This window comes from Pseudomonas sp. KH_050 (genome assembly GCF_057838875.1).
On the sequence record NZ_CM174478.1, the window covers coordinates 1,660,991 to 1,684,423 of the forward strand.

Here is a 23,433-nt window from a genome sequence, read left to right on the forward strand (position 1 = left end):
GAAACTCCAGACAAAAGACGCCCGGGCAATTCAGCCCGGTCAGACAGTCTCGCATGATGGCCGGGATTCGTCAGTGTCGACCAAGGTCTCAGCGCGGCCGGGTGTCGCAGGGGGCATCAGTTGGATGGCCCTCGGGGTGTTGTTGGGCTTGATGTTGCAGCGGCCGGCGGAGGTGTGTGCGGCTGCCGGTCATCCGTGACCCATTGAGCCGGGGGAAAATGTGCGGGCTGTGGCATTGTTGGCACTGCAGCCTTGGTCTCAAGCGCGCGAGGGCCCAGACTCCAGGTAAAGGACAGGATTCCCCATGAAGATCATTCGCAGTAAATCCTTCACCGGCACCCACGCCTGGGCAGCGCTGGCTATCGCCAACATGAACGGCATTACTACGCGGCTGCACTGGACCGACCAACCCTATCAATGGCACACCAACGATGGCCAGGAAGTCTTCGTGGTGCTGGATGGGCAAGTACGGATGCACTATCGCAAGGATGGGGTGGAGCAGGTTGCCTTGCTCGAGGTGGGCGATATTTTTTATGCCGGTGTCGGCACCGAGCATGTCGCCCATCCGCTGGGCGCGGCGCGGATTCTGGTGGTCGAATCGCAGGGCAGTGTTTAGTGAGCTGGCTGTAACGCCACCAGGTCATATATCTGTTAAACAGATAACAGTTAGAGATATTACCCGTTATATAGATATTTGACCTGGTTCTACCATGAACTCCACCTCACGCAGAGGACAGGAGTTCAGCATGACATGCACCAACAGCGTCAGACCCGGCTTGCGGCCATTGAGCCATTTGCAGCACCCGCGAGAAGCTATCCGACATTTCACCCCCAACTGGTTCGCCGCGACCATGGGCACCGGTGTGTTGGCGTTGGCCCTGGCCCAACTGCCGGTCCAGAGTCCCGGCCTGCAGGCCGTTGCCGAGGGCTTGTGGCTATTCAATATTCTGCTGTTCGTGTTGTTCTGTGGCCTCTATGCCGCCCGTTGGCTGCTGTTCTTCGACGAGGCGCGACGAATTTTCGGGCATTCCACGGTGTCGATGTTTTTCGGCACCATCCCCATGGGCCTGGCGACTATCATCAACGGCTTTCTGCTATTCGGCGTGCCACGCTGGGGGGAGGGCGTGGTGCAACTGGCCGAGGTGCTGTGGTGGCTGGATGTAGTCATGTCGCTGGCTTGCGGGGTATTGATTCCCTACTTGATGTTCACCCGTCAGGAACACAGCATCGACCAGATGACGGCGGTCTGGCTGCTGCCGGTGGTGGCCGCGGAAGTCGCCGCCGTCAGTGGCGGTTTGCTGGCGCCGCATCTGCCGGATGCCCATGCGCAGCTGGTGGTTGTGGTCACCAGCTATGTGCTGTGGGCGTTTTCGCTGCCGGTGGCCTTCAGCATTCTGACTATCTTATTGCTGCGCATGGCCCTGCATAAACTGCCCCACGAGAGCATGGCCGCTTCGAGCTGGCTGGCCCTGGGGCCGATTGGCACCGGAGCGCTGGGTATGTTGCTGCTGGGCGCGGATGCGCCGGCCATCTTCGCCGTCAATGGGTTGCCAGGCATCGGCGAAATAGCCGCTGGCCTGGGCTTGGTGGCCGGGATCACGCTGTGGGGGTTCGGGCTCTGGTGGCTGCTGAGCGCGCTGCTGATAACCCTGCGTTACCTGCGGGAGGGGATCCCCTTCAACCTTGGCTGGTGGGGCTTTACCTTCCCGCTGGGCGTTTATTCGCTGGCCACGCTAAAGCTGGCCAGCACCCTGAACCTGACGTTTTTCAGTGTTTTTGGCAGCGTTCTGGTGGCGGCATTGACGCTCCTCTGGCTGATTGTCTCAATACGAACCGTGCAGGGTGCTTATCGAGGGGAGCTGTTTGTTTCACCTTGTATTGCAGGATTAACAAAATAACGGCGAAGTTTAGGTAAGGTTGTGGCCTGGATCGAAGATCGATATTCCAATAACAGCATCCAAGCCACTCAGGGACATGGAAGATGAGTCACCCCTCGCAATTCACCTTGCTTCGCAAACGGCGTTTCCTGCCGTTTTTTGTGACCCAGTCCCTTGGGGCGTTCAATGACAATATTTTCAAGCAGTCGCTGATCCTTGCCATTCTGTACAAGCTGACGATCGAGGGGGACCGCTCGATCTGGGTCAACCTCTGCGCGTTGCTGTTCATCCTGCCGTTCTTTCTGTTCTCGGCCCTGGCCGGGCAATTTGGCGAGAAGTTCGCCAAGGACAGGTTGATCCGCCTGATCAAGCTCGGTGAAATCGTGATCATGGCGGTCGGTGCGTTGGGCTTTATGTTCGATCACCTGTGGTTGATGCTGGTGGCGCTGTTCGCCATGGGGACTCACTCGGCGCTGTTCGGCCCGGTGAAGTACTCGATCCTGCCCCAGGCATTGCGCGAAGAGGAGCTGGTAGGCGGCAACGGTCTGGTGGAAATGGGCACCTTCCTGGCGATCCTGGCTGGGACCATCGGTGCCGGGATCATGATGTCCTCCAGTCATTACGCACCCATCGTCTCCACCGCAATCGTCGCTGTCGCGGTGCTGGGTTATCTGGCCAGTTGCGGCATACCCCGGGCAGCAGCGGCTACTCCGCAGATGCGCCTGAACTGGAACATCTTCAGCCAGTCCTGGGCCACCTTGCGCCTGGGCCTGGGGCAGACACCCGCGGTGTCCCGTTCGATAATCGGCAACTCGTGGTTCTGGTTTGTCGGGGCGATTTATCTGACGCAGATTCCGGCCTACGCCAAAGAATGGCTGTATGGCGATGAAACCGTGGTGACGCTGATTCTTACGGTGTTCTCGGTGGGCATCGCGACCGGCTCGATGCTCTGCGAAAAACTCTCTGGACGCAAAGTGGAGATTGGTCTGGTCCCCTTCGGCTCGTTCGGCCTGACGGTGTTTGGCCTGCTGTTGTGGTGGCACTCCGGCGGCATCGCGCAGAACGTCCAGGCCAACGACTGGATCGCCGTGCTCAGCAGCGGCCCGGCCTGGTGGGTGTTGATCGATATCCTCGGCCTGGGCATTTTCGGTGGTTTCTATATCGTGCCGCTGTACGCGCTGATTCAGTCGCGGACCGTGGAAAATGAAAGGGCGCGGGTCATCGCCGCGAACAACATCCTCAATGCCTTGTTCATGGTGATCTCAGCGATTGTCTCGATCGTTTTGTTGAGCCTGGCCAAGCTGTCGATCCCGCAGTTGTTCCTCGCGGTGTCGCTGCTGAACATCGCGGTGAACGCCTACATCTTCAAGATCGTTCCCGAGTTCAGCATGCGCTTCATGATCTGGCTGCTCAGCCATTCCATGTACCGCGTCGAGCATCGCAATCTGGATCTGATCCCTGACGAAGGCGCGGCGCTGCTGGTTTGCAACCATGTGTCGTTTGTCGACGCCTTGCTGATTGGCGGCGCGGTACGTCGGCCGATTCGCTTCGTGATGTATTACAAGATCTACAACCTGCCCGTGCTGAACTTCATCTTTCGCACCGCCGGGACCATCCCGATTGCCGGGCGCCAGGAAGATATCCAGATCTACGAACGCGCCTTCAAGAGAATCGCCCAGTACCTGAAAGACGGCGAACTGGTGTGTATTTTCCCGGAAGGCAAGTTGACCGCCGATGGCGAGCTCAATGAGTTCAAGGGCGGACTGACGCGGATTCTCGAAGAAACACCGGTGCCGGTGATTCCATTGGCCTTGCAGGGGCTGTGGGGGAGTTTCTTCAGTCGCGATCCAGGCAAGGGGCCGTTTCGTCGACTGTGGTCGCGGGTGACGCTGGTGGCGGGGCCGGCGGTGGCGACCGAGGTGGCGGAGCCTGCGAAGTTGCAGGCTTTGGTTGGGGAGTTGCGGGGGGCGGTTAGATAGGTGGTGCTTGTGCGGGCCCTATCGCGAGCAAGTCGGATCGCCCGACTTGCTCGCGATAGTGGCAGTGGCCTAAGCGCTGACCTTGAGCCCAACCAGGCCGGCAATAATAAACGCCACGCTGGCCAGCCGAAACAGCGCCATCGACTCACCAAACAGAATGATCCCGGCGATCACCGTGCCGACCGCACCGACCCCGGTCCAGATTGCATAAGCGGTGCCCAGCGGCAGCTCTTTCATGGCCAGGCCGAGCAGGCCAAGGCTGATCACCATGGCGCTAACGGTCAGGATGGTGGGCAGAGGGCGGCTGAACCCGTCGGTGTATTTCAGGCCGACGGCCCAGCCGACTTCGAACAGGCCGGCAAAAAACAGAATGATCCAGGACATGGAAGACCTCCATCGAATGACGGGGTCGTCCCCAGATTAATGACTCGATCGAGCCGCGAGGTCGTCCTCGCGATGGGCAATATAGTGCCCAATATTAACCTGGGGATCAAGTTCTCCTGGATTGCTCAATACCTGCACTTGAGCAGTGTCCGACCTTAGATCCCCTGCGGAGTCTCTTCGCCGCCCAGGGCTTCGAACAGTTGCGGGAGGAACTCGCCGAAGGTCAGCATCATCAGGGTGAAGCTGGCGTCCTGCTGGCCGAGGGCCTCGTCGCCGCCGTCCTGTTCCGCCTGATCCTGCAGCAGGTCTTCGAACTTCAGGCGCTTGACCACCATCTTGTCGTCGAGCACGAAAGACAGTTTGTCCTGCCAGGCCAGGGATAGCTGGGTCACCACTTTACCGGTGCTCAGGTGCAGCTGGATTTCGTCGCTGGTCAGGTCCTGACGTTTGCAACGGACGATGCCGCCATCTTCGTGGGTGTCGCGCAGTTCGCATTCGTCGAGGACAAAGAAACTGTCGGCAGCCTTTTGGGTTTTTACCCAGTCGGTCATGGTTGCGCTTGGGGCGACTTTCACGGTCAACGGACGAACCGGCAACGAGCCGATCACTTCACGCAGGGTCGACAGCAGGTCTTCGGCACGCTTCGGGCTGGAGGCGTTGACCAGAATCAGGCCCTGTTTTGGCGCGATGGCGGCGAAAGTCGCCGAACGACGAATAAAGGCGCGGGGCAGGAAAGCCTGGATGATTTCATCCTTGAGCTGATCGCGCTCCTTCTTGTAGACCTTGCGCATTTGCTCGGCTTCGATCTCTTCGACCTTTTCCTTCAGGGCGTCACGCACGACGCTGCCCGGCAGAATACGTTCTTCCTTGCGCGCGGCGATCAGCAGGAAATCCTGGCTGACATGCACCAGAGGTGCATCTTCGCCTTTGCCGAACGGCGCGACGAAACCGTAGGTGGTCAACTCCTGGCTTGCACATGGACGCGCCTGTTTGGTGGCCAGTGCGGTTTCCAGCGCCTCAGCATCAAAAGGCAGATCTTGGGTCAGGCGATAGATAAGCAGGTTTTTGAACCACATGGGGTGAATCTCTCCTTATAGGCAAAAGGAGGGCATTATTCTCTTCGAAGCGTAATAGGCCAACCCTTAGCTAAGCCTTTGGAAGGCATGAAAAAATTATTTTAAAAAGTGCTTGCCAGAGTACCTGGCGCTCCGTAGAATGCGCGCCACACCGAAAGTGAAGGGTGATTAGCTCAGCTGGGAGAGCATCTGCCTTACAAGCAGAGGGTCGGCGGTTCGATCCCGTCATCACCCACCATTCGCTTCAAGTGTTACGCGCAGCGGTAGTTCAGTCGGTTAGAATACCGGCCTGTCACGCCGGGGGTCGCGGGTTCGAGTCCCGTCCGCTGCGCCATATTCGGTAACCTGGAACGCTGAACGCCAGGTCACCACAGAAAGCCCGCCTAGTGCGGGCTTTTTGCTGTCCGGCTTTTGCAAGATTTTAGCTAATTTGAATATTTTTTTATTTAAATCAGCACGTTATGAATTTTTGTGAGAGAATGCGCCTACACCGAAAGTGAAGGGTGATTAGCTCAGCTGGGAGAGCATCTGCCTTACAAGCAGAGGGTCGGCGGTTCGATCCCGTCATCACCCACCATTCGCTTCAAGTGTTACGCGCAGCGGTAGTTCAGTCGGTTAGAATACCGGCCTGTCACGCCGGGGGTCGCGGGTTCGAGTCCCGTCCGCTGCGCCATATTCGGTAACCTGGAACGCTGAACGCCAGGTCACCACAGAAAGCCCGCCTTGTGCGGGCTTTTTGCTGTCTGGAATTTGGCTTCTTGTCCGCGGATGATCCTGAGGTTTCCAGATCGGGCGCGTCAGGCCTCGAGGCAACGTTGCAGGCTGTCGATTACCTCTGGCGGAATCACATTCAATACGGTTTCTATTGCTGTTACAGGCGCCCCGCAACGGCGCGTCTGGCGGTATTCGCTGGGCGTGCAACCGGCGAACTGCTTGAAGGCCCGAGCGAAGTAGGAAGGGTCCTTGAAACCGACCTCATAGCCGATGCTGGTGATGGGCATCTGGCTGTTGTCGAGCAGCTCCCTGGCGTAGTCCATGCGTTTGCTCAGAATGTAGTCCATATACCCAAGACCATTCACTTCCTTGAACAGGCGACTGAAGCGGAATGTTGTCATACCGCAGCGCTTCGCCAGTTCCTTCTGGTCGATGCTCTCCTGAAAATGTTGGTCGATGTACAGCAGCACCTTATTGAGTGCATGGTGCTTCTGGTGTTCCGCGGTCAGCCGAATACTCTCGGGCAGGGAAGGGCCGTGTTCGATGTGCGGCTTCCTGGGGTGGAAACCAGAGTTGCGGCGCAGCTCGCAGAGCTGCGCCAGGGCATGCAGGAAGCGGCTCTTCTCGGTGCCCGAAAGGGGCAGCACCATGTATTCCCACACACGGGAACGCATGGCCCACACAGCGAGCTCTTCCGAGTGCTGCACGGTGAACATGGTAATAGGCACCGAAGGCAAGATGCGTTTGATCTCCAGCAACAGGCTAAGGCCCTGCACGTCGGGACGATCAAAATGTATGCAGATCATGTCCGGTTGTTGTTGGCCATAATCCTGCTTGAGCAAGGCGGATTCTTTGGTCAGCCGGCAATCGCAGGCTGAGCGGAATTGTGCGATCAATTCTTCGGCCGATCGATCACGAGTGAGATCGAGCCATAAAAGATATGGTTTTCTGGCTGAGGCAGACTGCATTTTCTTGACCTCGCGTTCCGTGCTTCGTTGTTCTCTACCTCGTTCACCAGTATTGTCATTTCGCCATCACTTGAAAGATCAAATTCATATAACAAAATAATAAATAGTTTTATTTCGATCTATGTGGCGGGGAGAGCCGATGTTACGGGGGCTTTACAGTTTTTTTCGATCTGCCTCGGATCGACCGCTCGTCGCTTGCGAATAAGTTGCAAAATCATTCGTAAGTTATTCCCTTTATTACGCTTTCCGTTACTGCCTCAGGCGGTGCCCTTAGTGTTTTTGTTGTGCTGGCAATGACAGCAAAAAAGTCCTAGCGATAGGCAAAAACCTCCTAACCCATTTGTTGCCCCCCTGACTAAGGTTTGAACCAGGCAGTGCATTCAGCACCCGCCCTTGAAAAAACAACATTCCAGTGAGGTGAGCAAAATGAATATCCAATCGATCAAGACTTCGGTGCTGAAATTCGTTAAAGACGAAGATGGTTTGACCGTCGTGGAGTATGCCGTGGCCGGTGGGCTTATTTCTTTGGCGGTGGTTGTGGCCTTTACGTCGCTTGGCACGCAAGTGGGAGCAACGATTACTAAATTGGCGACCACAGTTACGCCTAAGCCTTAAGGTTGACAGTTTTAGTATTGTCTTTCGCGGCAAAACGGAGGTGGCTTGTATGGACATTTTGTTAAGCACCTCCGTTCTGATTTTTCTCGGGGTCGCGGTGATCACTGATCTAAGAACTCACCGGATCTCCAATATTCTGGTTTTAGCTGGTTTGATCAGCTCGGCAGTTATTCAGGGTTGGCTTTACGGTTTCTCCGGAGTGACAGTTTGGCTGATTGGGCTGGCAGTCGGTTTAGTGATTTTCCTACCGCTTTACGCTTTTGCTGGAATGGCTGCAGGAGATGTCAAGTTAATGGCTATGGCGGGAAGTTTTCTCGGACCTGTAGCCGCCTTTTGGGCGGCAGCTTTAACGTTGATTGTCGGTGGCGTTCTAGGGGTTTTGGTTCTGCTCTACAAAAAACAGTTGGGCCGTTTTATTCAAAGGTATTGGGCGATGGCAAGTCTACGTACCTATATCCAGCCGGAAGCCGATGATGCCGCCCGGCAACGCTTCCCTTACGCCATCGCAATTTTGCTAGGCACTTTGACCAGTGCCTTCTGGCTGCCCTTCGGCCAGTAGTTCGGGAGATCACTATGTACGCCATCAGCGACAGCAGCGGCTACCCCGGCGAACGGGAAGCGGTGCAGCGACTCGCTCCGCAGCCGCGCACTGTCCTTGAGACCGGCCTGGCAGACAACCTTCTCGGTGATCTGGTCTGCAAGCATCTGCACGATGCCGGCGTGCTGGACATGCCGCGACTGGTGGAGCGCCTGGCGCTGACCGGTGCGGTACTGGAAGAGGTTCTGACGTTCCTGCGCAAGGACGGCCGGGTCGAGGTTCTCGGCCAGGTCGGTGGCCAGACCCTACGCTACGGCCTGACGGAGCGTGGCCGCAGCGCCGCCCGGGATGCCCTGTCGCGCAGCGGCTATATCGGCGCGGCCCCCTACCCGGTAAGCGCCTATCGCGCCCTGCTCAGGGCGCAAACCATCCACCATGGGCGCATCAGCGAGCGTGACATGCATGCTGCCTTCGGCTCGGTGGTACTCGCCGAAAACATGCTCGACCAACTGGGCGTGGCGATGAATTCCGGCCGCGCGGTGATGATTTACGGGCCGGCGGGTACCGGCAAGACTTATATCAGCAGCCGCTTGATCCGGCTGTTTGCCGAAGCGATCTGGGTGCCCTATGCCATCGCGATCAACGAAGCGGTGATCGAGATCTTCGATCCCCAGGTCCACCAGCGTCTGGATGCTGACGAACAACTCAATAGTTTGCTGCTCAATGAAGGGATCGATCGTCGACTACTCAGCTGTAAACGACCGGTCATCATCACTGGGGGTGAATTGGGCATGGAGCAGCTTGACGTTCGCTACGACCCCTCCACCCGCCAGTATCAGGCCCCCTTGCAACTCAAGGCCAGTAATGGCCTGTTCATCATCGACGACCTGGGTCGCCAGCGCATGGCCCCGGCCGAGCTGTTGAATCGCTGGATCGTGCCGATGGAGGAGAAGCGCGACTTCCTCAACCTCGGCGGTGGGCGCCACTGCGAGCTGCCGTTCGACCTGATCCTGGTGTTCTCCACCAACCTCAACCCGTTGGAGCTGGCCGATGAGGCGTTCCTGCGGCGAATTGGCTACAAGCTGCAATTCGGCTACCTGAAACCCGACGAATACGAACGCATCTGGCGCCAGGAGTCCGAGCGGCTGGGCATCCCACATGACCCGCTGCTGCTGCGTCATGTGCTGCAGGAGTTGTACGAATCGCAAAGCATGCCCCTGGTTCCTTGCCACCCCCGCGACCTGTTGAGCATGGCGCTGGACCGCCAGCGTTACCTGGGCGGCTCCGGGCCGTTGTCGCCGCAGGAGCTGGAATGGGCCTGGCACAACTACTTCGTCCAGCTCGACTTTCTTGGATAAGGAGATACAGACATGAGTTCTCGTACGCTCACCCTGATTGCCCTGTCCCTGATCCTGGGCCTGGGCGCCGCATTCATGGCCAACAACTGGTTGAGCGCACGGCTCAATGCCAGCTCCGACGACGACCTGCAAAACGTGGTGGTGGCCACGGTGGAGATTTCTTTCGGGCAGATGGTCGAGGCCCAGCAGGTCACGCTGGTGCGCATGCCCAAGGATACGGTACCGGAGGATGCCTTCGATGCCACCGAGAAGGTGGTGGGCAAGATCGCCACGTTCTCCATGCTGCAGGGCGACATCCTGCGCGGCGCGCGCCTGGCCGAGCACCTCGGTGGCAGCACCCTGGCCTCGCTGATCGAACCCAACAAACGTGCCATATCGGTGCGAGTCGACGATGTGGTCGGCGTGGGGGGGTTCCTGTTACCGGGTAATCGGGTCGACGTGCTGGCCACGAAACAGGCGAATGGCAACAACAGCAATGCCGAGGCCAAAACCATTCTCGAGGATTTGCGGGTACTGGCGGTGGACCAGACTGCCAGCACTGACAAGACCCAGCCGGTGGTCGTGCGCGCGGTGACCCTGGAGATGAGTCCGAAACAGGCGGAAACCCTGGTCAAGGCAATGACCGATGGAAAGCTGCAACTGGCCCTGCGAAATCCGCTGGATAACCAGAAAAAACCGCTGATCGCCGAGCCGGTTGCGGCGGTTGCCCCGGTTGCTTTGGTCAAGGCTGCGCCACCCGCTGCCAAACCGGTGGTACGTCGTAGCGGTGGCAGCAGCAGCGTCACCCTGATTCGTGGCACCAAGATCGATGTGGTGAACACCCGGTTTTAAGTTATCCGGCGCAATTGTAGCGGCATTGCGCTGCGCACGGCCTCGCGGGGCTTCGAAGAGTTTGGGGGCAGGACGATGCATCGTACTGACGGGCGAATAACTCCCTACAGACGATAAGCAGGCAAGCGACATAACAATCAAAGGAGTACGACATGGCTATCTTCCAGAGGCTTGGGGCATACGCGCTGTACACGTTGGGCGCATCGTTGTTGTTGCTGGCCGCGGCGCAGGCAGCCGAGCGGTTTTCGGATGTGAGGTCCATGCATGGGACGAATGCCAGCAACGTTCAGGTGCCGATCTACAAGTCGCGGGTGATCAGTACACGCTCACCGGTGAAGAAAGTCTCGGTCGGCAACCCGGAAATCGCCGACATCCTTATCTCCAGCCCGACTCAGCTCTACCTGCTCGGTCGTTCTCTGGGCAGCACCAATGTGCTGCTATGGGATAGCAGCAACCGTCTGATTGAAACCCTTGATCTTGAAGTGGTGCATGACATTGATGGCCTCAAGACCCGGCTGCATCAGTTGCTGCCCAACGAGCATATCGAGGTGTTCAGCGCCCAGGGTGCTCTGGTGCTGCGGGGCCAGGTCTCCAGCGCAGCGGCCATGGACAGCGCGGTAAAGCTGGCCAAGACCTATACCGCACAAACCTCGAGCGTGGTGCAAGGTGAGGGGGCGGCCGCGGTGGCGGCGCCGACCCAGACGCTGGAGGTGATCAACCTGCTGAGCATCGGCGGCAGCCAGCAAGTCATGCTCGAGGTCAAGGTGGCCGAGATGCAGCGCAGCCTGGTCAAGACCCTCGATGTGCGCTTCAACGCCCTGGGGTTCGGCTCGCCCTGGTCCGGCGGCGGTTTCAACGGTGGCGAGGGCCTGGGCCTGAGCCCCGGCGGTGGCGTGGTGCTGCCACCCGGCTCGCTCATCGGTGGTGGCAAAGGCATCTTCGCCCAGTTTCTCTCAAGCGACTTCCTCTTCAACGTGGTGCTGGAGGCGTCCAAGGATAATGGTTCGGCCAAGGTCTTGGCGGAGCCGACCCTGACCACCCTTAGCGGGCAGCAGGCAGAGTTCATTTCCGGTGGTGAGTTCCCGGTGCCGATTACCGAGGATGACGGCATCACCATCGAGTACAAGGAGTTCGGGGTCGGGGTGAAGTTTCTTCCGGTGGTGCTCGATTCCGGACGCATCAACCTTAACCTGAATGTCTCGGTGAGCGAGCTCTCGAATGTCAACTCACTGGTGCTGGATACCGGCCTGAACAGCGTTCTGGGAAATGGGGTCACCCAGGTCATTCCTTCGCTGACCAAGCGCAGCGCCCAGTCCACTGTCGAACTGGGCAATGGCCAGACCATCGCCATCGCGGGTTTGATCAGTGAAAACACCCGCGATTTCGTCAGCCGCTTCCCGGGCCTGGGTGATGTCCCGGTGCTGGGGACGCTGTTCCGCAGTCAGCAGTTCATCAATGGTGAAACCGAACTGGTGATCCTGGTGACGCCTCACCTGGCCAAGCCGGTGGACGCCAGGACCGTGCGCCTGCCCACCGAGAAATTCGTCGAACCGAGTGATCTGGACTTCTACCTGCTTGGTAAATCCAAGGGCAGTGAGCCCGGCCGTCGGGTCCCCGTCAGTCTCGGGGTCAGCGAAGGCAGTTTTGGCCATGACCTCAACTAAGCGGAGACCGCGACCATGAAAACCATCTTGCCCCTTTGCTTGCTACTGGCAGCGCTGTCCGGCTGCATGACTTACGAGGAAGGACGGGTCGGCCCGCTGGGTTACAGCGTCTACCAGACCCACTATCAGCAGATCGCCGACAAGGAGCGGGCGGCCAACCCGGGTACGGACGTGTCGCTCACCGGCGGCGATGGCTACTTGAGCGAGAAGGTGATGGACGGCTATCACGGCAAGATCGGCAATGCGGCCCAGGTCGCCCAGCCGATTCAGATCAATTTCGGTAAATAATGAGGGCTTGATGATGAAACCCCGAATCCAACGGCCGTTCACCGCGTTGCCGAAACGTCAGCGGGGTGCGGTGATAGTGCTGGTCGTGATTGCCTTGGCGGCTATCTTGCTGATGGGCGCTTTGGCGCTGGACGGCGGCCATATGCTGGTGAACAAGACACGGCTGCAAAATGCGGTGGATGCGGCGGCGCTGAGTGGTGCCAAGACGCTGAGCAAGGTGTCCGGCGCGGCGGGCGCGGCCAGCCTGGCGCGGGATGCGGCGAGGGATACCCTGACGCGTAATGCCAGTGCTACAGGCAACAAAGAGCTGGCTAGTGCAATCGGCACCAATCTCGCCGGTTTCGCCACGGTGGAAATGGCCAACAGCGTCTACGGGCCGTTCTCCTTCCCGGGGCCGGCGGATGCGAGTTATGTACGAGTATCGGTACCGAACTACCCCCTGACCGGGTTTTTCTGGGGCATTTTGCAAGCGGTAGGTAATGGCGACTCCCCGAACAAGGCCGTGGCAGCCATCGCCACCGCCGGCCCCAGCCCGACCAGCCCTTGTGATCTCGCGCCGCTGATGGTCTGCGGCGATCCCGCTCAGTACAGCCCGAGCACCGGGAATATCTGGGGTTATCACTTCGGTGATCTGCAGTTGTTGAAAACCGCGGCAAAAAATAACGACCCGATTGGCCCTGGCAATTTCCAACTGCTCGATTTTGGTTCCGGTGGCAAAGCTATTGAAGAAGGGCTGGCGGGCGGGATCCATCAGTGCAACAACGTCGGCTCGACTGTCCAGACCAAGCCGGGCAATACCGTGGGGCCTGCCGTTCACGGCCTGAATACGCGCTTCGGCGAATATTCAGGCGGCCTCAAAGCCCCGGACTATCCGCCGGACCTGGTGATCACTTCCAACCCGAAGCCGCTTGAATACAACAATGCGCGGATCGAGTATGACAATCAGCCGGTCACCTCCACTAACGGCAACCTCTCCACCGCCAGCGAACCCTTGTTCGATTACAACAACTGGGTGCAGGATTCTGCCGCCTGTGTCGGCGGTGGTGGCGGTTGTCAGGCCAATGGTGTGTTCGAACGGCGCATGCTGAAGATCGTGGTCGGTCAGTGCAGTGGCACGGATGGCGGGACGTCCTCGATACCGGTGCTCGGCTTCGGCTGCTTCTTCGTGCTGCAGCCGATGACTCAAAAGGGCGGTGAGTCGGAGATCTACGGCCAGTTCGTCAAAGAGTGCGAGGGCGACAGCGTGCCCGGCCCCAATCCTGTGAATGACACAGGCCCGCAGATTATTCAGCTGTACAAGACCTATATCGATAACAACCGGACACCGAGCACCGACTCATAGGAGGTCGCATGGTACGTCGTGGATTCAAGCGGCCGCAGGCCCAACGTGGCCTGGCGATGGTGGAGTTTGCCATTGCTCTGCCGCTGTTGCTGTTGCTGCTGTTCGCGCTCGGCGAGTTTGGCCGGCTGCTATTTCAGTACAACAGCCTGACACAGGCCTGCCGCGATGCCGGACGTTTCGTCGCCGGCGAGGCATGGAACGCTACCCTTGGCAAGGTCGAGCTGAGCGACGATCTGCAATCCAGGACCAGGAACCTGGCCGTCTATGGCACGCCTGCCACTGTCAGTGGTGCCTCCCCAGTGGTGCCGGGGTTGACCACCGGCGATGTCTCGGTCACGGATATAACCGGTACCGGCCATGTGCAGGTGAGCATCACTTACACCTTCCGGCCGGTGATTGGCAGCGTGTTGCCTGGGTTTTATGGCAGTAGCGTGCCGCTCGGCATTGCCTTGACCTCGACAGTCGTGATGAGGGCCTTGTGATGAACATCAAGCGTATGCGTGGGGTGTATGTGGTGGAGTTCGCCATTGTCGGCCTGCTGTTTTTCGTTCTGCTGTTCGGCGTGCTGGAATTTGGCCGGTTGTATTTCACCGTCAATGCGCTGAATGAAACCGTGCGCCGCGGTGCTCGTCTGGCGGCGGTGTGTGATATCAGCGAGCCGCGAATTTTGCAGCGGGCAATCTTCAATGCAGCCGATGAAAGTGGCGCGAGCAGCTTGATCAATAACCTGAAAACGGCCGATCTGAGCCTGACTTATCTGGACGAGAACGGTGCGGTGGTGGCCAGCCCTAATGATCCCGTTGGGGCTAATGGGTTTCGCGCCGTCCGTTATGTCCGGTTGAGGGTGGCCAACTTCAACTTCAATCTGCTTATCCCGGGGTTCGGTGGGGTGTTCACCCTGCCTGCGTTCAGTTCGACCTTGCCCCGCGAAAGCCTCGGCCGTCACGCCGAAGCGGGAGTAGTACCGGAGATTACGCCATGTTGAGCACCAGAGAAGCACCCATTGTCGCCTCTACCCATAAGCAGGGCTTGAGCCTGTTGATCAGCAGTCGCGATGCCGAGGCTTTGAGCCATCTGAAAGCATTGAGTCAGGGGCTGCCCAACTTGCAGGTGAGCACACGCCTGGTGAGCAACGGCCATACCGATCCATTGTATGGGCTGGAAAAGATGCCTGACCTGCTGTTGCTGCGCGTCAGCCACCTGTGGCGCGAAGAGCTGGCGGCTTTGTTGCAGCATCCGGTGCAGGAGCGCCCACCTCTGCTGGTGTGTGGGCCACTGGACGAGCGCGAGGGCATACGCCTGGCCATGCAGGCCGGAGCCCGTGACTTCCTGCCCGAGCCGGTGGCGGCAGAGGAGTTGCAAGCGGCACTCGGCCGTATGCTGATGGAGGCTCAAGCGGGGCAGGCCACGGGTGGCAAGCTGATTGCGGTGATGAACGCCAAGGGTGGCTCGGGCGCTACCATGCTCGCCTGTAATCTGGCCCATCAGCTCAGCGTCCGTGGCGGCAGAACCCTGTTGCTGGATCTGGACCTGCAGTTCGGCAGCGTGGCCCACTGCCTGGATGTGCTGCCGGCGCACTGCCACGTGGAGGTTCTGCGCCAGGTCGAGGAGTTGGACAGCGTCGCCTTGCGCGGCTTTTGCAGCCATTTCAGTCCGACCCTGCATGTGCTCGGAGGGCGTGCGGCAGAGTTGTTCCTGGCGCAGGATGTGCGCCTGGAACAGTTGGAAACCCTGCTGCGCCTGGCACGCAGCACCTATGACTGGGTGGTGGTGGATTTGCCGCGGCAGATCGACCATCTCACCGGCGTCACCCTGGAGCAGGCCGACCGGGTCTACATCGTGGTGCAGCAAAGTCTCAGCCATTTGAAGGACGGCACCCGCCTGACGCGCATCCTGCGTGACGACCTCGGGCTGCAGGGTAATCGCCTGCAGGTGGTGGTCAACCGTTACAACAAGGCCTCGCCGGTCAGCCTCAAGGACATTGCCGAAGCCCTGCGCTGTACGGATCTGCAGAAACTACCCAACGACTATGCGGTGGTCAGTGAAAGCCAGAACACCGGCGTACCGCTGGGGCTCCATGCGCCGCGTGCCGCGGTCACCTCCGCCCTGCGCGAGCTGAGTCAGGATCTGATCGGGATCGAGACCAGCGAGCAGGGTTTGCTGAAACGTACCTTTAGCCGCCTCTTCGGGGGGTAAGCCATGCTCAGCGAATTCCGTAATCGCCTGCGTCAACAGTCCGGCAAGAATGTTCCGGCAGACCAGGAGCAAGCACAGATCAACGGCGAGGACAGTGCCAACGTCCCCATGGCTTGGGAGGCCGGTGTGCCGGACCTGGTCTACGAGACCCGAACCAGGCTCAACCCGATGGAGATCGAGTGGCGGGAGAAGATTTATCAGCAGCTGCTCAAGGTCATGGACCTGTCGATGCTCGATTCTCTGGAACCGGCCGAGGCGGGGCGGCAGATCCGTGAGCTCAGCCAGCGCTTGCTGGACGAGCATTCGGCGCCGGTGAGTGCCATCAGCCGCCAGCTGATCATCAAGCAGATCACCGATGAAGTGCTCGGCCTCGGGCCGCTGGAGCCGCTGCTGGCCGACCACAGTGTGTCGGACATTCTGGTCAACGGGTTTGCCTCGGTGTATGTCGAGCGCTTTGGCAAGCTGCAGCGAACCGATGTGCGTTTTCGTGACGATCAGCATTTGCTGAATATCATTGATCGTATCGTTTCCAGCCTGGGGCGGCGCATCGATGAATCCTCGCCACTGGTGGACGCGCGGCTGAAGGACGGTTCGCGGGTCAATGCGATCATCCCGCCCCTGGCCATCGACGGGCCGAGCATGTCGATCCGCCGCTTCGCGGTGGATTTGCTCAACACCGACAGCCTGGTGCAGGCAGGCTCCCTGACACCGGCCATTGCCCTGGTGCTCAAGGCGATCGTCCGCGGGCGGTTGAACGTGTTGATCTCCGGCGGTACCGGCAGTGGCAAGACCACCATGCTCAATGTGCTGTCCAGTTTTATCCCGCATAACGAGCGGATCGTCACCATCGAAGACTCGGCCGAATTGCAGCTGCAGCAACCCCATGTGGTGCGCCTGGAAACCCGTCCGGCGAACATCGAAGGCCGGGGCGAGGTGAGCCAGCGCGAACTGGTGCGCAACAGCCTGCGGATGCGCCCGGACCGCATCGTGATCGGTGAAGTGCGCGGCGCCGAGGCCCTGGATATGCTGACGGCGATGAACACTGGCCACGACGGCTCGTTGACCACTATCCACGCCAATACCGCGCGCGATGCGCTGGGGCGGATCGAGAACATGGTGTCGATGACCGGGGCGACCTTTCCGATCAAGGCCCTGCGCCAGCAGATTGCTTCGGCCATCGGTGTGGTGATCCAGCTGGAGCGTCAGGAGGACGGCACGCGACGGCTGACCAGCGTGCAGGAGATCAATGGCATGGAAGGTGAAATCATCACCATGACCGAGATCTTCGCTTTCGTCCGCCGCGGCATGGGCGAGAAGGGTGAAGTACTGGGCGAGTTCCGGCCCACCGGGATGGTGCCCGCTTTCCGCGATGTACTGAGCAAACGCGGGATCGAACTGCCACTCAACCTGTTTCGGCCGGAATGGATGGAGGCGCAATCATGAGTCAGATCCCCAGTGAAATGATCCTGGCGTTCCTCGGCATGGTGTTCACCGCCATCTTCCTCCTCAGCCAGGGGCTGGTGGTGCCGGTGTTCGGCGAGGCAGGCAAGGTGCGCAAGCGTATCCGCAGCCGCCTGCAAGTGCTGGAGCGGGCCAGTAACCTGCCGAACATGCAGACGGTGCTGCGGCAGAAATACCTGCGCCGGTTGTCACCGCTGGAGGCCCGCCTGGAGCAGTTCCCGGCCATGGAGGCGCTGGCGCAGATGATTGAGCAAGCCGGGCATGAGTACCGCGCCTATCGGGTGCTTTTGCTCGGGCTGAGCCTGGCGACGGCGGCGGGTATTGCGCTGTGGATGTTCACGCAACTCTGGTGGGTGTCTGTCCCGGTGGCCCTGGCCGTGTTCTGGCTGCCGGTGCTGAAGATTTCTCACGACCGCGGCAAGCGCTTCGCGCTGTTCGAGGAGGGGCTGCCGGATGCCCTGGATGCGATGTGCCGAGCCTTGCGGGCCGGGCACCCGTTCAACGAGACCCTGCAACTGGTGGCCGAGGAGCATAAGGGGCCGGTGGCTGAGGAGTTCGGCCTGACCTTCGCGGATATCAACTACGGCAATGATGTGCGCCGGGCCATGCTCGGCCTGTTGGAGCGCATGCCGAGCATGACCGTGATGATGCTGGTGACCTCGGTGCTGATCCACCGCGAGAGCGGTGGCAACCTGACCGAGGTGCTGGAGCGTTTGAGCAGCCTGATCCGTGGACGCTTCCGCTTTCAGCGCAAGGTCAAGACCCTCTCGGCCGAGGGGCGCATGTCGGGTTGGATACTGGTGTCCATACCCTTTGTGCTGGCAGTTGCGATTGTAGTCTCGAGTCCGAACTATCTGCCCATGCTCATCAAGGAACCCTTGGGTCAGAAGCTGATTATGGGGGCTTTTGTTGCGATGCTGATCGGGATTTTCTGGATACGTAAAATCATCCGGATTCAGGTTTGAAGGCCATTGTCGAGGGGGGTATTGGTCATGGGCTATTTGCTGAGTCTGCTCAATCATGCGGTGGGCAACGAAGACCTGGCGCGCCTTTTGTTCGTGGGCGCCATCGGTCTTAGCGCGGTGCTCGCTGTGGTTACCCTGGCATTGCTGGTGATGGGGTTGCAAGATCCGGTGCAGCGCCGTCTGGCGCTGATCAAACGCGGTCATGGCACGCAGAACTCCGGGCAGGGGGCGCCCAGTAACCTGCAATTGATGCTGGAACAGGTGGGCAAGCGCTTTACTTCCAGTGAGCAGGGGCAGGCCTCTACCGTTCGGACGCTGCTGACACATGCGGGCTATCGCTCGCCCGCGGCGGTGCAGATGTATTGGGCGGTGCGCCTGCTGTCACCGTTAATATTACTGGGCCTTACGTTACTGGTGTTGCCGCTTATCCCTGAGCTGTCTCTGTACATGGGTATCGGCTTGGCGATTGCGGCACTCAGTGTGGGCTGGCTGGCGCCAGCCATTTATGTCGACAAGCGCAAGCAGGCGCGGATGACCCGGCTGCTCGTGGCCTTCCCGGATTCCCTGGACTTGATGGTGGTGTGCGTAGAATCGGGCCTGGCCTTGCCTCAGGCCATCGAGCGGGTGGCCGAAGAGATGGCGGTCAGCCAACCGGAGCTGGCCCTGGAGTTGGCACTGGTCAATTCGGAAGTCCGCGCGGGGATTCCCAGTACCGAAGCGCTCAAACACCTGGCCGAGCGCTCCGGCCTCGAGGAAATTCGCGGGCTGGTCAGTTTGCTGGCACAGAGTATTCGTTTCGGCACCAGCGTCGGCGCCACGCTGCGTATCTACGCTGAAGAGTTTCGCGACCGGCGTACCCAGCTGGCAGAGGAAAAGGCAGCGAAAATCGGCACCAAGCTGATATTCCCACTAATCTTCTGCCTGTGGCCGAGCTTCTTCCTGGTCGCCATCGGTCCTGCAATCATTGGGGTGTTTAAAGTCTTCGGGAAGCTATGACATGAACAGGAACAGTTTAGTGTTGGCCATGATGGCCGTGCTCACAGGATGTCAGACCATGGGGCCGGAGCAGGCGAGTGGGAGCCGCTCGATCTACACCGGTGACAATTCGATACTCTATCAGGTGCAGAAACAGACCACTTCTCCCGATCAGGCCATGCAAATGGCCGCGATGTCTTACCAGGCAGGTAGTCTGGATCAGGCCCTGTTCCAGTATCTGCGGGCTATCGAGCTGGACCCCAAGCGTTATTCAGCGTTGGTCTGGGTGGGCCGCATCCACCGCGAAAGGGGCAATACCCAGCTTGCCGAGATGGCCTTCACTGATGTGCTGACGAGTGAACCGAACAACATTGAAGCCCTGACCGAGATGGGCTTGCTGAACCTGGCCCGGCGCAATCACGAGGGTGCGCAGGATTTGCTGCTCAAGGCGGTCGCCGTGGACCAGAAACGCCTTGGCAAAGGCAAGGGCGACAGCCCGCAGGGGGGCGCCGGGTTCAAGGTGGACAGCCATTCGCCACTCAAAGTCTACAACGGCCTGGGGGTGCTCGCGGATCTGCGCGACGACTTCTCGCAGGCCGAGAGCTATTACCAGTTGGCCATGCTGATCGAGCCGCGTTCCGCGCTGGTGCAGAACAGCCAGGGATATTCCTATTACCTGGCCGGGAAGTGGCCTGAAGCCGAACGCATGTATCAGCGGGGCATGGACTACGACGCCTCCTACAAGCCACTCTGGCGCAACTATGGGCTATTGCTGGCCCGCATGGAACGTTATGAGGAAGCCGTCTCGGCCTTCGAGCAGATCGAGAAACGTGCCGAAGCGAGCAATGATGTCGGTTACGTCTGCCTGTTGGACGGCAAGCTGGATGTGGCCGAGCAGTTCTTTCGCAGCGCGATCGAGCAGTCGCCTGGCCATTACGCCATCGCCACGGAGAACCTGAACAGGATTCAACAGCTCAGACAGATCCGCAAGTTAGGGGGGCGTGACGCAATGATTGAACCGGTTGCGTCCATTCCGACGGTTAAAGTGACTACGGCAGCGGTACCTTGACAGACAACCTCGTTCCCCTTGTTCAGGGGAACGAGGTCGCTGCGATGCTCGGGTCGCGTATTTCGTTTCTGGCTTACTGCTCGGCGTTGCGGGCATGCCGGTAATCGCTGACGGCTTCGTACACCGCCTTGCGCAAACGGTTGATGCCGCCAATCGGTCGGTGCGCTTCAAGACCGAACCATGGATTGAAGGTCTGGTTGTCGCATTTCAGGTTCAGCGCCGGTGTGTCGAAGTCCTGAGCCGGGATCCTGATTCGTGCCACGGTCTCGAAGGGTGCATCGCCTTCACGCCATTCAATGCTGGTGTCTTCGATGGGCATGTATTTGGCCGGATCCTGGCGCTGGATCTGCAGGACGAAACAGGCCGGAACCCGATCAGTCGATAGCTGCTGGTTCAACGCACTGCGCAAGAAGTTCGGCAGCGCCTGATTCTGCTTCGCCAGGTTGTAGATCGGACAGCTTTCGGGATCCGGAGCGACGCGGAACTTGGCATTGGCGCTGCCAAACTTGTATGGCGATACCGAGAAGTAAGTGGTCTGGGTCGGGCTTGCAGGCGCTGGCGCCAGCGTTGCCAGGGCGATAAACAGATGACGAACCTGCCAGCTACGCGGATCCCCGCTCGGGAAGAACGCCATGACCTTCTTGCCATCAGCTTGTGCAGCCACGTTCTGACGGTACTCGGCGACATCGCTGACGAAGAAGTTTGGATGGCTGAACATCACGAAGTCCTGCTCGCCACGGTTCTGTTGTGCGTTCAATAGCTGCGTCCCCGGCACATCGAGCAATTTGATCGCCATGCCGCGGGCGTCGCGAATGCTGTCGAACTGCGGGTAAGCGTTGCCGTTGGACAGGCGCAGTGTCGCTTGCCAGGTCTTGCCGGGTTCGGCGAAGACCCCCTGACGCAGTTCTGGCGACAGATCGGCCAGCACCTGAACCTCGGCTTTGACGCAGCCATGCGCCTTGGCATGGGCATCGCGCAGGTAGCGCGTGCCTTCGCGGTGCTGGTCAACGATGCGCACGGCGGTCTGGATGATGTCCTGGGTCATGGCGGCTTCACCCGGTGGAATCTGTTCCTCGGCCGAGACCGGGCCTCGGTGGTGCCAGGCGAACCAGGCCGTGGCCAGCGCCCAGGCGAGCAAGCCGAGACCCAGCAGCAACAGCAGGGCTTTACCCAGCAGGGCGCCGATACGCAGCCAGAGGGTGATCAGCATGGGAAAGTCCTTTTGACGGGGGAAATGATCATGGCAGTTGCGCTTCCAGCGGGCCGCCGAGCACCTTCAGATACTCCAGCAAGGCCCAGCGCTCTTCGGGTTGCAGCAAGCGGCCGATGACCCCATTACCGCGCTTACCGCCTCGGAATTCGTGACCGCTGTTGTGGTTGCCGGTGATCCGCGTATCGAACAAAAAGCCATTGGCAAAGGCTTCGGTGCGATAACCCAGGTGGCCTGGGTCGTACTCGAAAGTGCCCTTATAGAAGGTGGTCGCGCGTTCATCCTGAGGTGAGAGCAATTGGTAAATGCTCGGCACTGAACCGTTATGCAGAAACGGCGCCGTGGCCCAGACCCCCGCAAGCGGTCGGGCCTTGTACGCACGTAGCTCCCTGACCCCGATCGGCAGGCCGAAGCCATTCAGCACCGGGCGTTCGGCTGGCGTGACATTGGCGTCGCTGTACGCCCGTTTCTCGACAAAAGCGGTGACATAGGCCAAGCCTTTGGCCACTGAGAGTTTGCTCAGGTCCAGAGGCTCGCTGGGGGTGGGATGCAGTTTGACATCCAGCGTCGCCAACTCCGCCGGTTCCCATTGCAGGGCCGTCAGGTCAAAGCGATGGTCGGCAATGTTGTTGGCGGCGCCCGGATCAGTGCCAATCACTTCCACTGGCAGCATTTTCAGGGTTTGCAGGGGGCGGCCATTGCTGTGCGTCACTTTTGGTACGTGGCAGCCAGCGCAGTTCTCGTTGAACAGCCCCCGGCCCTTGGCAGCCAGGGATTTGTCGACGTTGCCGAGCAGCTCTTCGGGCCAGGCCGGTGGTTTGAGCCGTTGCAGGGTTTCTTCGATCAGGTGCAGGTCGCGCACGCGCACGCTGGACGGATAGCGCGCATCGCCTTTGAGTGGCTGGCCGGCGGCATCGAAGAAATTCAGCGTGGCGCCGACCCCAAGGGCTTCGCCGATGTTGCGGGCCATGGGCTGTTGCGCCGAGCCGTTCCATTGCACCCAGTCGAAAGTCCACATGTCCCACAACTGTGGATAGTCCACCGGGGCGTTGGCCACGCGGTAGTTATCCACAGAAATGGCATCGCCGAAGCTGGCGTTGGCGATGCGCCCGAATGCATCGGTGCGTCCGGGGCCTTCTTCAGTAGGGTAGAGGCCGCGATGGGTATCGTTCCAGGCCACCCGCAGGAAGGTATCCAGAGTCGTTTTGAACGCTTTGCGCAGTTGCTGGTGTTGCCCGTCGTAGTCCTGGCCAAGGACCTTGCGCGCGAACCGTTCGAATTTCCACGGGTTGTAATAGGTTGAGGCGAGACTGGCCACCAGGGCCTGGCCAAAACTTCCACCGCGTAGCGTCGGCACGCTGGACGGTAGAACGTGCTGCGCCGCACCACCATCGATCCGCACGGCCTGGCCGTTGTAGCGCAGCTCGCCGGTGTGGCAGGCAGCGCAGGTAATATCCAGAAACTCTTCTTTGCTGCCAGGATTTTGATGGCGAGCGAAGCCGACCGGCAAGTTGCCAGGGTTGTTCGGGTTGGCTTTCTGCGCCGGGTCGATGAGAAAACCGAAACGCGCGAGGTATTGCGGCGCGGCGAAAGGTTGTTTGGAGAACGGTAACTCCAGCGCGCCGAACCAGTCGTAACGCAGACCCTTGACCTGAGTGCCTTGCGGCGTGAAGTACCAGGTCTGGCGGTCGACAGCGCTCCACTGCTCGAGATAATGCACCTGTCTGGCCGGCTCATAGCCGGGCAGCTTCGGGTTGACGACGTAATAGAGGACGATGGCCAGACCCACGCAGAGCAGGGCGGAGATCAGCAATAGCACACGGGATATGAGGCGCAAGAGGAGCATCCTTGTCGGTTTATCGCCTCTTATGCCTTGGCATAGCTTGTGTGGCAAGATGCTATTGCGTCAGATGTGGTGAGAAA

The 23,433-nt window shown here is 59.6% G+C and carries 22 protein-coding genes and 4 tRNA genes; 21 read left to right on the forward strand and 5 right to left on the reverse strand.

The features are described 5' to 3' along the window. Nucleotides 1-304: 304 nt before the first annotated feature. The 3 genes from AC3IUA_RS07650 (at nucleotide 305) to AC3IUA_RS07660 (ending at nucleotide 3,856) form a co-directional block, all read left to right on the forward strand. Nucleotides 305-616 (forward strand): cupin domain-containing protein, encoded by a 312-nt coding sequence (locus AC3IUA_RS07650; RefSeq protein WP_489359844.1) that lies wholly within the window; start codon nucleotides 305-307, stop codon nucleotides 614-616. Between the two features lie 130 nt (nucleotides 617-746). Continuing rightward, nucleotides 747-1,898 carry a TDT family transporter gene (locus tag AC3IUA_RS07655; protein WP_489359845.1) on the forward strand — a complete coding sequence of 384 codons (1,152 nt, stop codon included), beginning with the start codon at nucleotides 747-749 and terminating at the stop codon, nucleotides 1,896-1,898. An 83-nt stretch (nucleotides 1,899-1,981) separates the two neighbouring features. Further along, nucleotides 1,982-3,856 (forward strand): MFS transporter, encoded by a 1,875-nt coding sequence (locus AC3IUA_RS07660; RefSeq protein WP_489359846.1) that lies wholly within the window; start codon nucleotides 1,982-1,984, stop codon nucleotides 3,854-3,856. 69 nt (nucleotides 3,857-3,925) lie between these two features. On the opposite strand, the gene sugE is transcribed toward AC3IUA_RS07660, so the two are convergent. Together sugE and rdgC are read right to left on the reverse strand one after the other, a co-directional pair. Further along, nucleotides 3,926-4,240, reverse strand: a complete 315-nt coding sequence (gene sugE, locus AC3IUA_RS07665) for a quaternary ammonium compound efflux SMR transporter SugE (protein WP_489359847.1) — start codon at nucleotides 4,238-4,240, stop codon at nucleotides 3,926-3,928. 155 nt (nucleotides 4,241-4,395) lie between these two features. Then, complete coding sequence (rdgC, locus tag AC3IUA_RS07670) at nucleotides 4,396-5,316, reverse strand: recombination-associated protein RdgC (protein WP_489359848.1); 921 nt, start codon at nucleotides 5,314-5,316, stop codon at nucleotides 4,396-4,398. A gap of 162 nt (nucleotides 5,317-5,478) precedes the next feature. Here rdgC and AC3IUA_RS07675 point away from each other — a divergent pair. From AC3IUA_RS07675 to AC3IUA_RS07690, 4 genes are all read left to right on the forward strand, one after another. Continuing rightward, a tRNA-Val gene (locus AC3IUA_RS07675) sits at nucleotides 5,479-5,554 on the forward strand. A 19-nt stretch (nucleotides 5,555-5,573) separates the two neighbouring features. After that, nucleotides 5,574-5,650: transfer RNA gene (locus tag AC3IUA_RS07680), tRNA-Asp, on the forward strand. Between the two features lie 167 nt (nucleotides 5,651-5,817). Further along, nucleotides 5,818-5,893, forward strand: a tRNA-Val gene (locus AC3IUA_RS07685). Nucleotides 5,894-5,912: 19 nt separating this feature from the next. Continuing rightward, nucleotides 5,913-5,989 (forward strand) — tRNA-Asp (locus AC3IUA_RS07690). A 124-nt stretch (nucleotides 5,990-6,113) separates the two neighbouring features. Here AC3IUA_RS07690 and AC3IUA_RS07695 read toward each other — a convergent pair. After that, nucleotides 6,114-6,998, reverse strand: a complete 885-nt coding sequence (locus AC3IUA_RS07695) for a helix-turn-helix domain-containing protein (protein WP_489359849.1) — start codon at nucleotides 6,996-6,998, stop codon at nucleotides 6,114-6,116. A 426-nt stretch (nucleotides 6,999-7,424) separates the two neighbouring features. Between AC3IUA_RS07695 and AC3IUA_RS07700 the strand changes: the two genes are divergently transcribed. From AC3IUA_RS07700 to AC3IUA_RS07765, 14 genes are all read left to right on the forward strand, one after another. Next, nucleotides 7,425-7,613 (forward strand): Flp family type IVb pilin, encoded by a 189-nt coding sequence (locus tag AC3IUA_RS07700; RefSeq protein WP_489359850.1) that lies wholly within the window; start codon nucleotides 7,425-7,427, stop codon nucleotides 7,611-7,613. Between the two features lie 49 nt (nucleotides 7,614-7,662). Then, a complete protein-coding gene (locus AC3IUA_RS07705) occupies nucleotides 7,663-8,172 on the forward strand; it encodes an A24 family peptidase (protein WP_489359851.1) in 510 nt (169 codons plus the stop codon). Nucleotides 8,173-8,186: 14 nt separating this feature from the next. Continuing rightward, the gene (locus tag AC3IUA_RS07710) at nucleotides 8,187-9,509 is read left to right on the forward strand and encodes a DUF8689 domain-containing protein (RefSeq protein WP_489359852.1); all 1,323 of its coding nucleotides are present in this window, start codon (nucleotides 8,187-8,189) and stop codon (nucleotides 9,507-9,509) included. A gap of 12 nt (nucleotides 9,510-9,521) precedes the next feature. After that, the gene (cpaB, locus tag AC3IUA_RS07715; RefSeq protein ID WP_489359853.1) at nucleotides 9,522-10,340 is read left to right on the forward strand and encodes a Flp pilus assembly protein CpaB; all 819 of its coding nucleotides are present in this window, start codon (nucleotides 9,522-9,524) and stop codon (nucleotides 10,338-10,340) included. A 152-nt stretch (nucleotides 10,341-10,492) separates the two neighbouring features. Further along, nucleotides 10,493-12,004, forward strand: a complete 1,512-nt coding sequence (locus tag AC3IUA_RS07720) for a type II and III secretion system protein family protein (protein WP_489359854.1) — start codon at nucleotides 10,493-10,495, stop codon at nucleotides 12,002-12,004. A 15-nt stretch (nucleotides 12,005-12,019) separates the two neighbouring features. Next, entirely contained in the window at nucleotides 12,020-12,292 is a 273-nt protein-coding gene (locus tag AC3IUA_RS07725) for a hypothetical protein (protein WP_489359855.1), read from the forward strand. 10 nt (nucleotides 12,293-12,302) lie between these two features. Further along, nucleotides 12,303-13,634, forward strand: coding sequence for a TadE/TadG family type IV pilus assembly protein (locus AC3IUA_RS07730; RefSeq protein ID WP_489359856.1), 1,332 nt, complete (start codon nucleotides 12,303-12,305; stop codon nucleotides 13,632-13,634). A gap of 8 nt (nucleotides 13,635-13,642) precedes the next feature. Beyond that, a complete protein-coding gene (locus AC3IUA_RS07735) occupies nucleotides 13,643-14,116 on the forward strand; it encodes a TadE/TadG family type IV pilus assembly protein (RefSeq protein ID WP_489359857.1) in 474 nt (157 codons plus the stop codon). After that, complete coding sequence (locus AC3IUA_RS07740; protein ID WP_489359858.1) at nucleotides 14,116-14,619, forward strand: TadE/TadG family type IV pilus assembly protein; 504 nt, start codon at nucleotides 14,116-14,118, stop codon at nucleotides 14,617-14,619. Before AC3IUA_RS07735 ends, AC3IUA_RS07740 begins: the two co-directional genes overlap by 1 nt. Then, nucleotides 14,613-15,830, forward strand: coding sequence for an AAA family ATPase (locus AC3IUA_RS07745; protein ID WP_489359859.1), 1,218 nt, complete (start codon nucleotides 14,613-14,615; stop codon nucleotides 15,828-15,830). The genes AC3IUA_RS07740 and AC3IUA_RS07745 overlap by 7 nt, the downstream gene beginning before the upstream one ends. A 3-nt stretch (nucleotides 15,831-15,833) precedes the next feature. Next, nucleotides 15,834-17,273: a TadA family conjugal transfer-associated ATPase gene (locus AC3IUA_RS07750; protein ID WP_489359860.1), complete on the forward strand. Its 1,440-nt coding sequence runs from the start codon at nucleotides 15,834-15,836 to the stop codon at nucleotides 17,271-17,273. Continuing rightward, nucleotides 17,270-18,256, forward strand: coding sequence for a type II secretion system F family protein (locus tag AC3IUA_RS07755; protein WP_489359861.1), 987 nt, complete (start codon nucleotides 17,270-17,272; stop codon nucleotides 18,254-18,256). The genes AC3IUA_RS07750 and AC3IUA_RS07755 overlap by 4 nt, the downstream gene beginning before the upstream one ends. Before the next feature lie 27 nt (nucleotides 18,257-18,283). Beyond that, nucleotides 18,284-19,252 carry a type II secretion system F family protein gene (locus tag AC3IUA_RS07760; RefSeq protein ID WP_489359862.1) on the forward strand — a complete coding sequence of 323 codons (969 nt, stop codon included), beginning with the start codon at nucleotides 18,284-18,286 and terminating at the stop codon, nucleotides 19,250-19,252. A gap of 1 nt (nucleotide 19,253) precedes the next feature. Further along, nucleotides 19,254-20,300 carry a tetratricopeptide repeat protein gene (locus AC3IUA_RS07765; RefSeq protein WP_489359863.1) on the forward strand — a complete coding sequence of 349 codons (1,047 nt, stop codon included), beginning with the start codon at nucleotides 19,254-19,256 and terminating at the stop codon, nucleotides 20,298-20,300. A 73-nt stretch (nucleotides 20,301-20,373) separates the two neighbouring features. Here the strand turns inward: AC3IUA_RS07765 and AC3IUA_RS07770 are convergent, their stop codons facing one another. Together AC3IUA_RS07770 and AC3IUA_RS07775 are read right to left on the reverse strand one after the other, a co-directional pair. Further along, a complete protein-coding gene (locus tag AC3IUA_RS07770) occupies nucleotides 20,374-21,510 on the reverse strand; it encodes a catalase family protein (RefSeq protein WP_489359864.1) in 1,137 nt (378 codons plus the stop codon). A 28-nt stretch (nucleotides 21,511-21,538) separates the two neighbouring features. Further along, nucleotides 21,539-23,347 carry a di-heme-cytochrome C peroxidase gene (locus tag AC3IUA_RS07775; RefSeq protein ID WP_489359865.1) on the reverse strand — a complete coding sequence of 603 codons (1,809 nt, stop codon included), beginning with the start codon at nucleotides 23,345-23,347 and terminating at the stop codon, nucleotides 21,539-21,541. Nucleotides 23,348-23,433 lie beyond the last annotated feature (86 nt).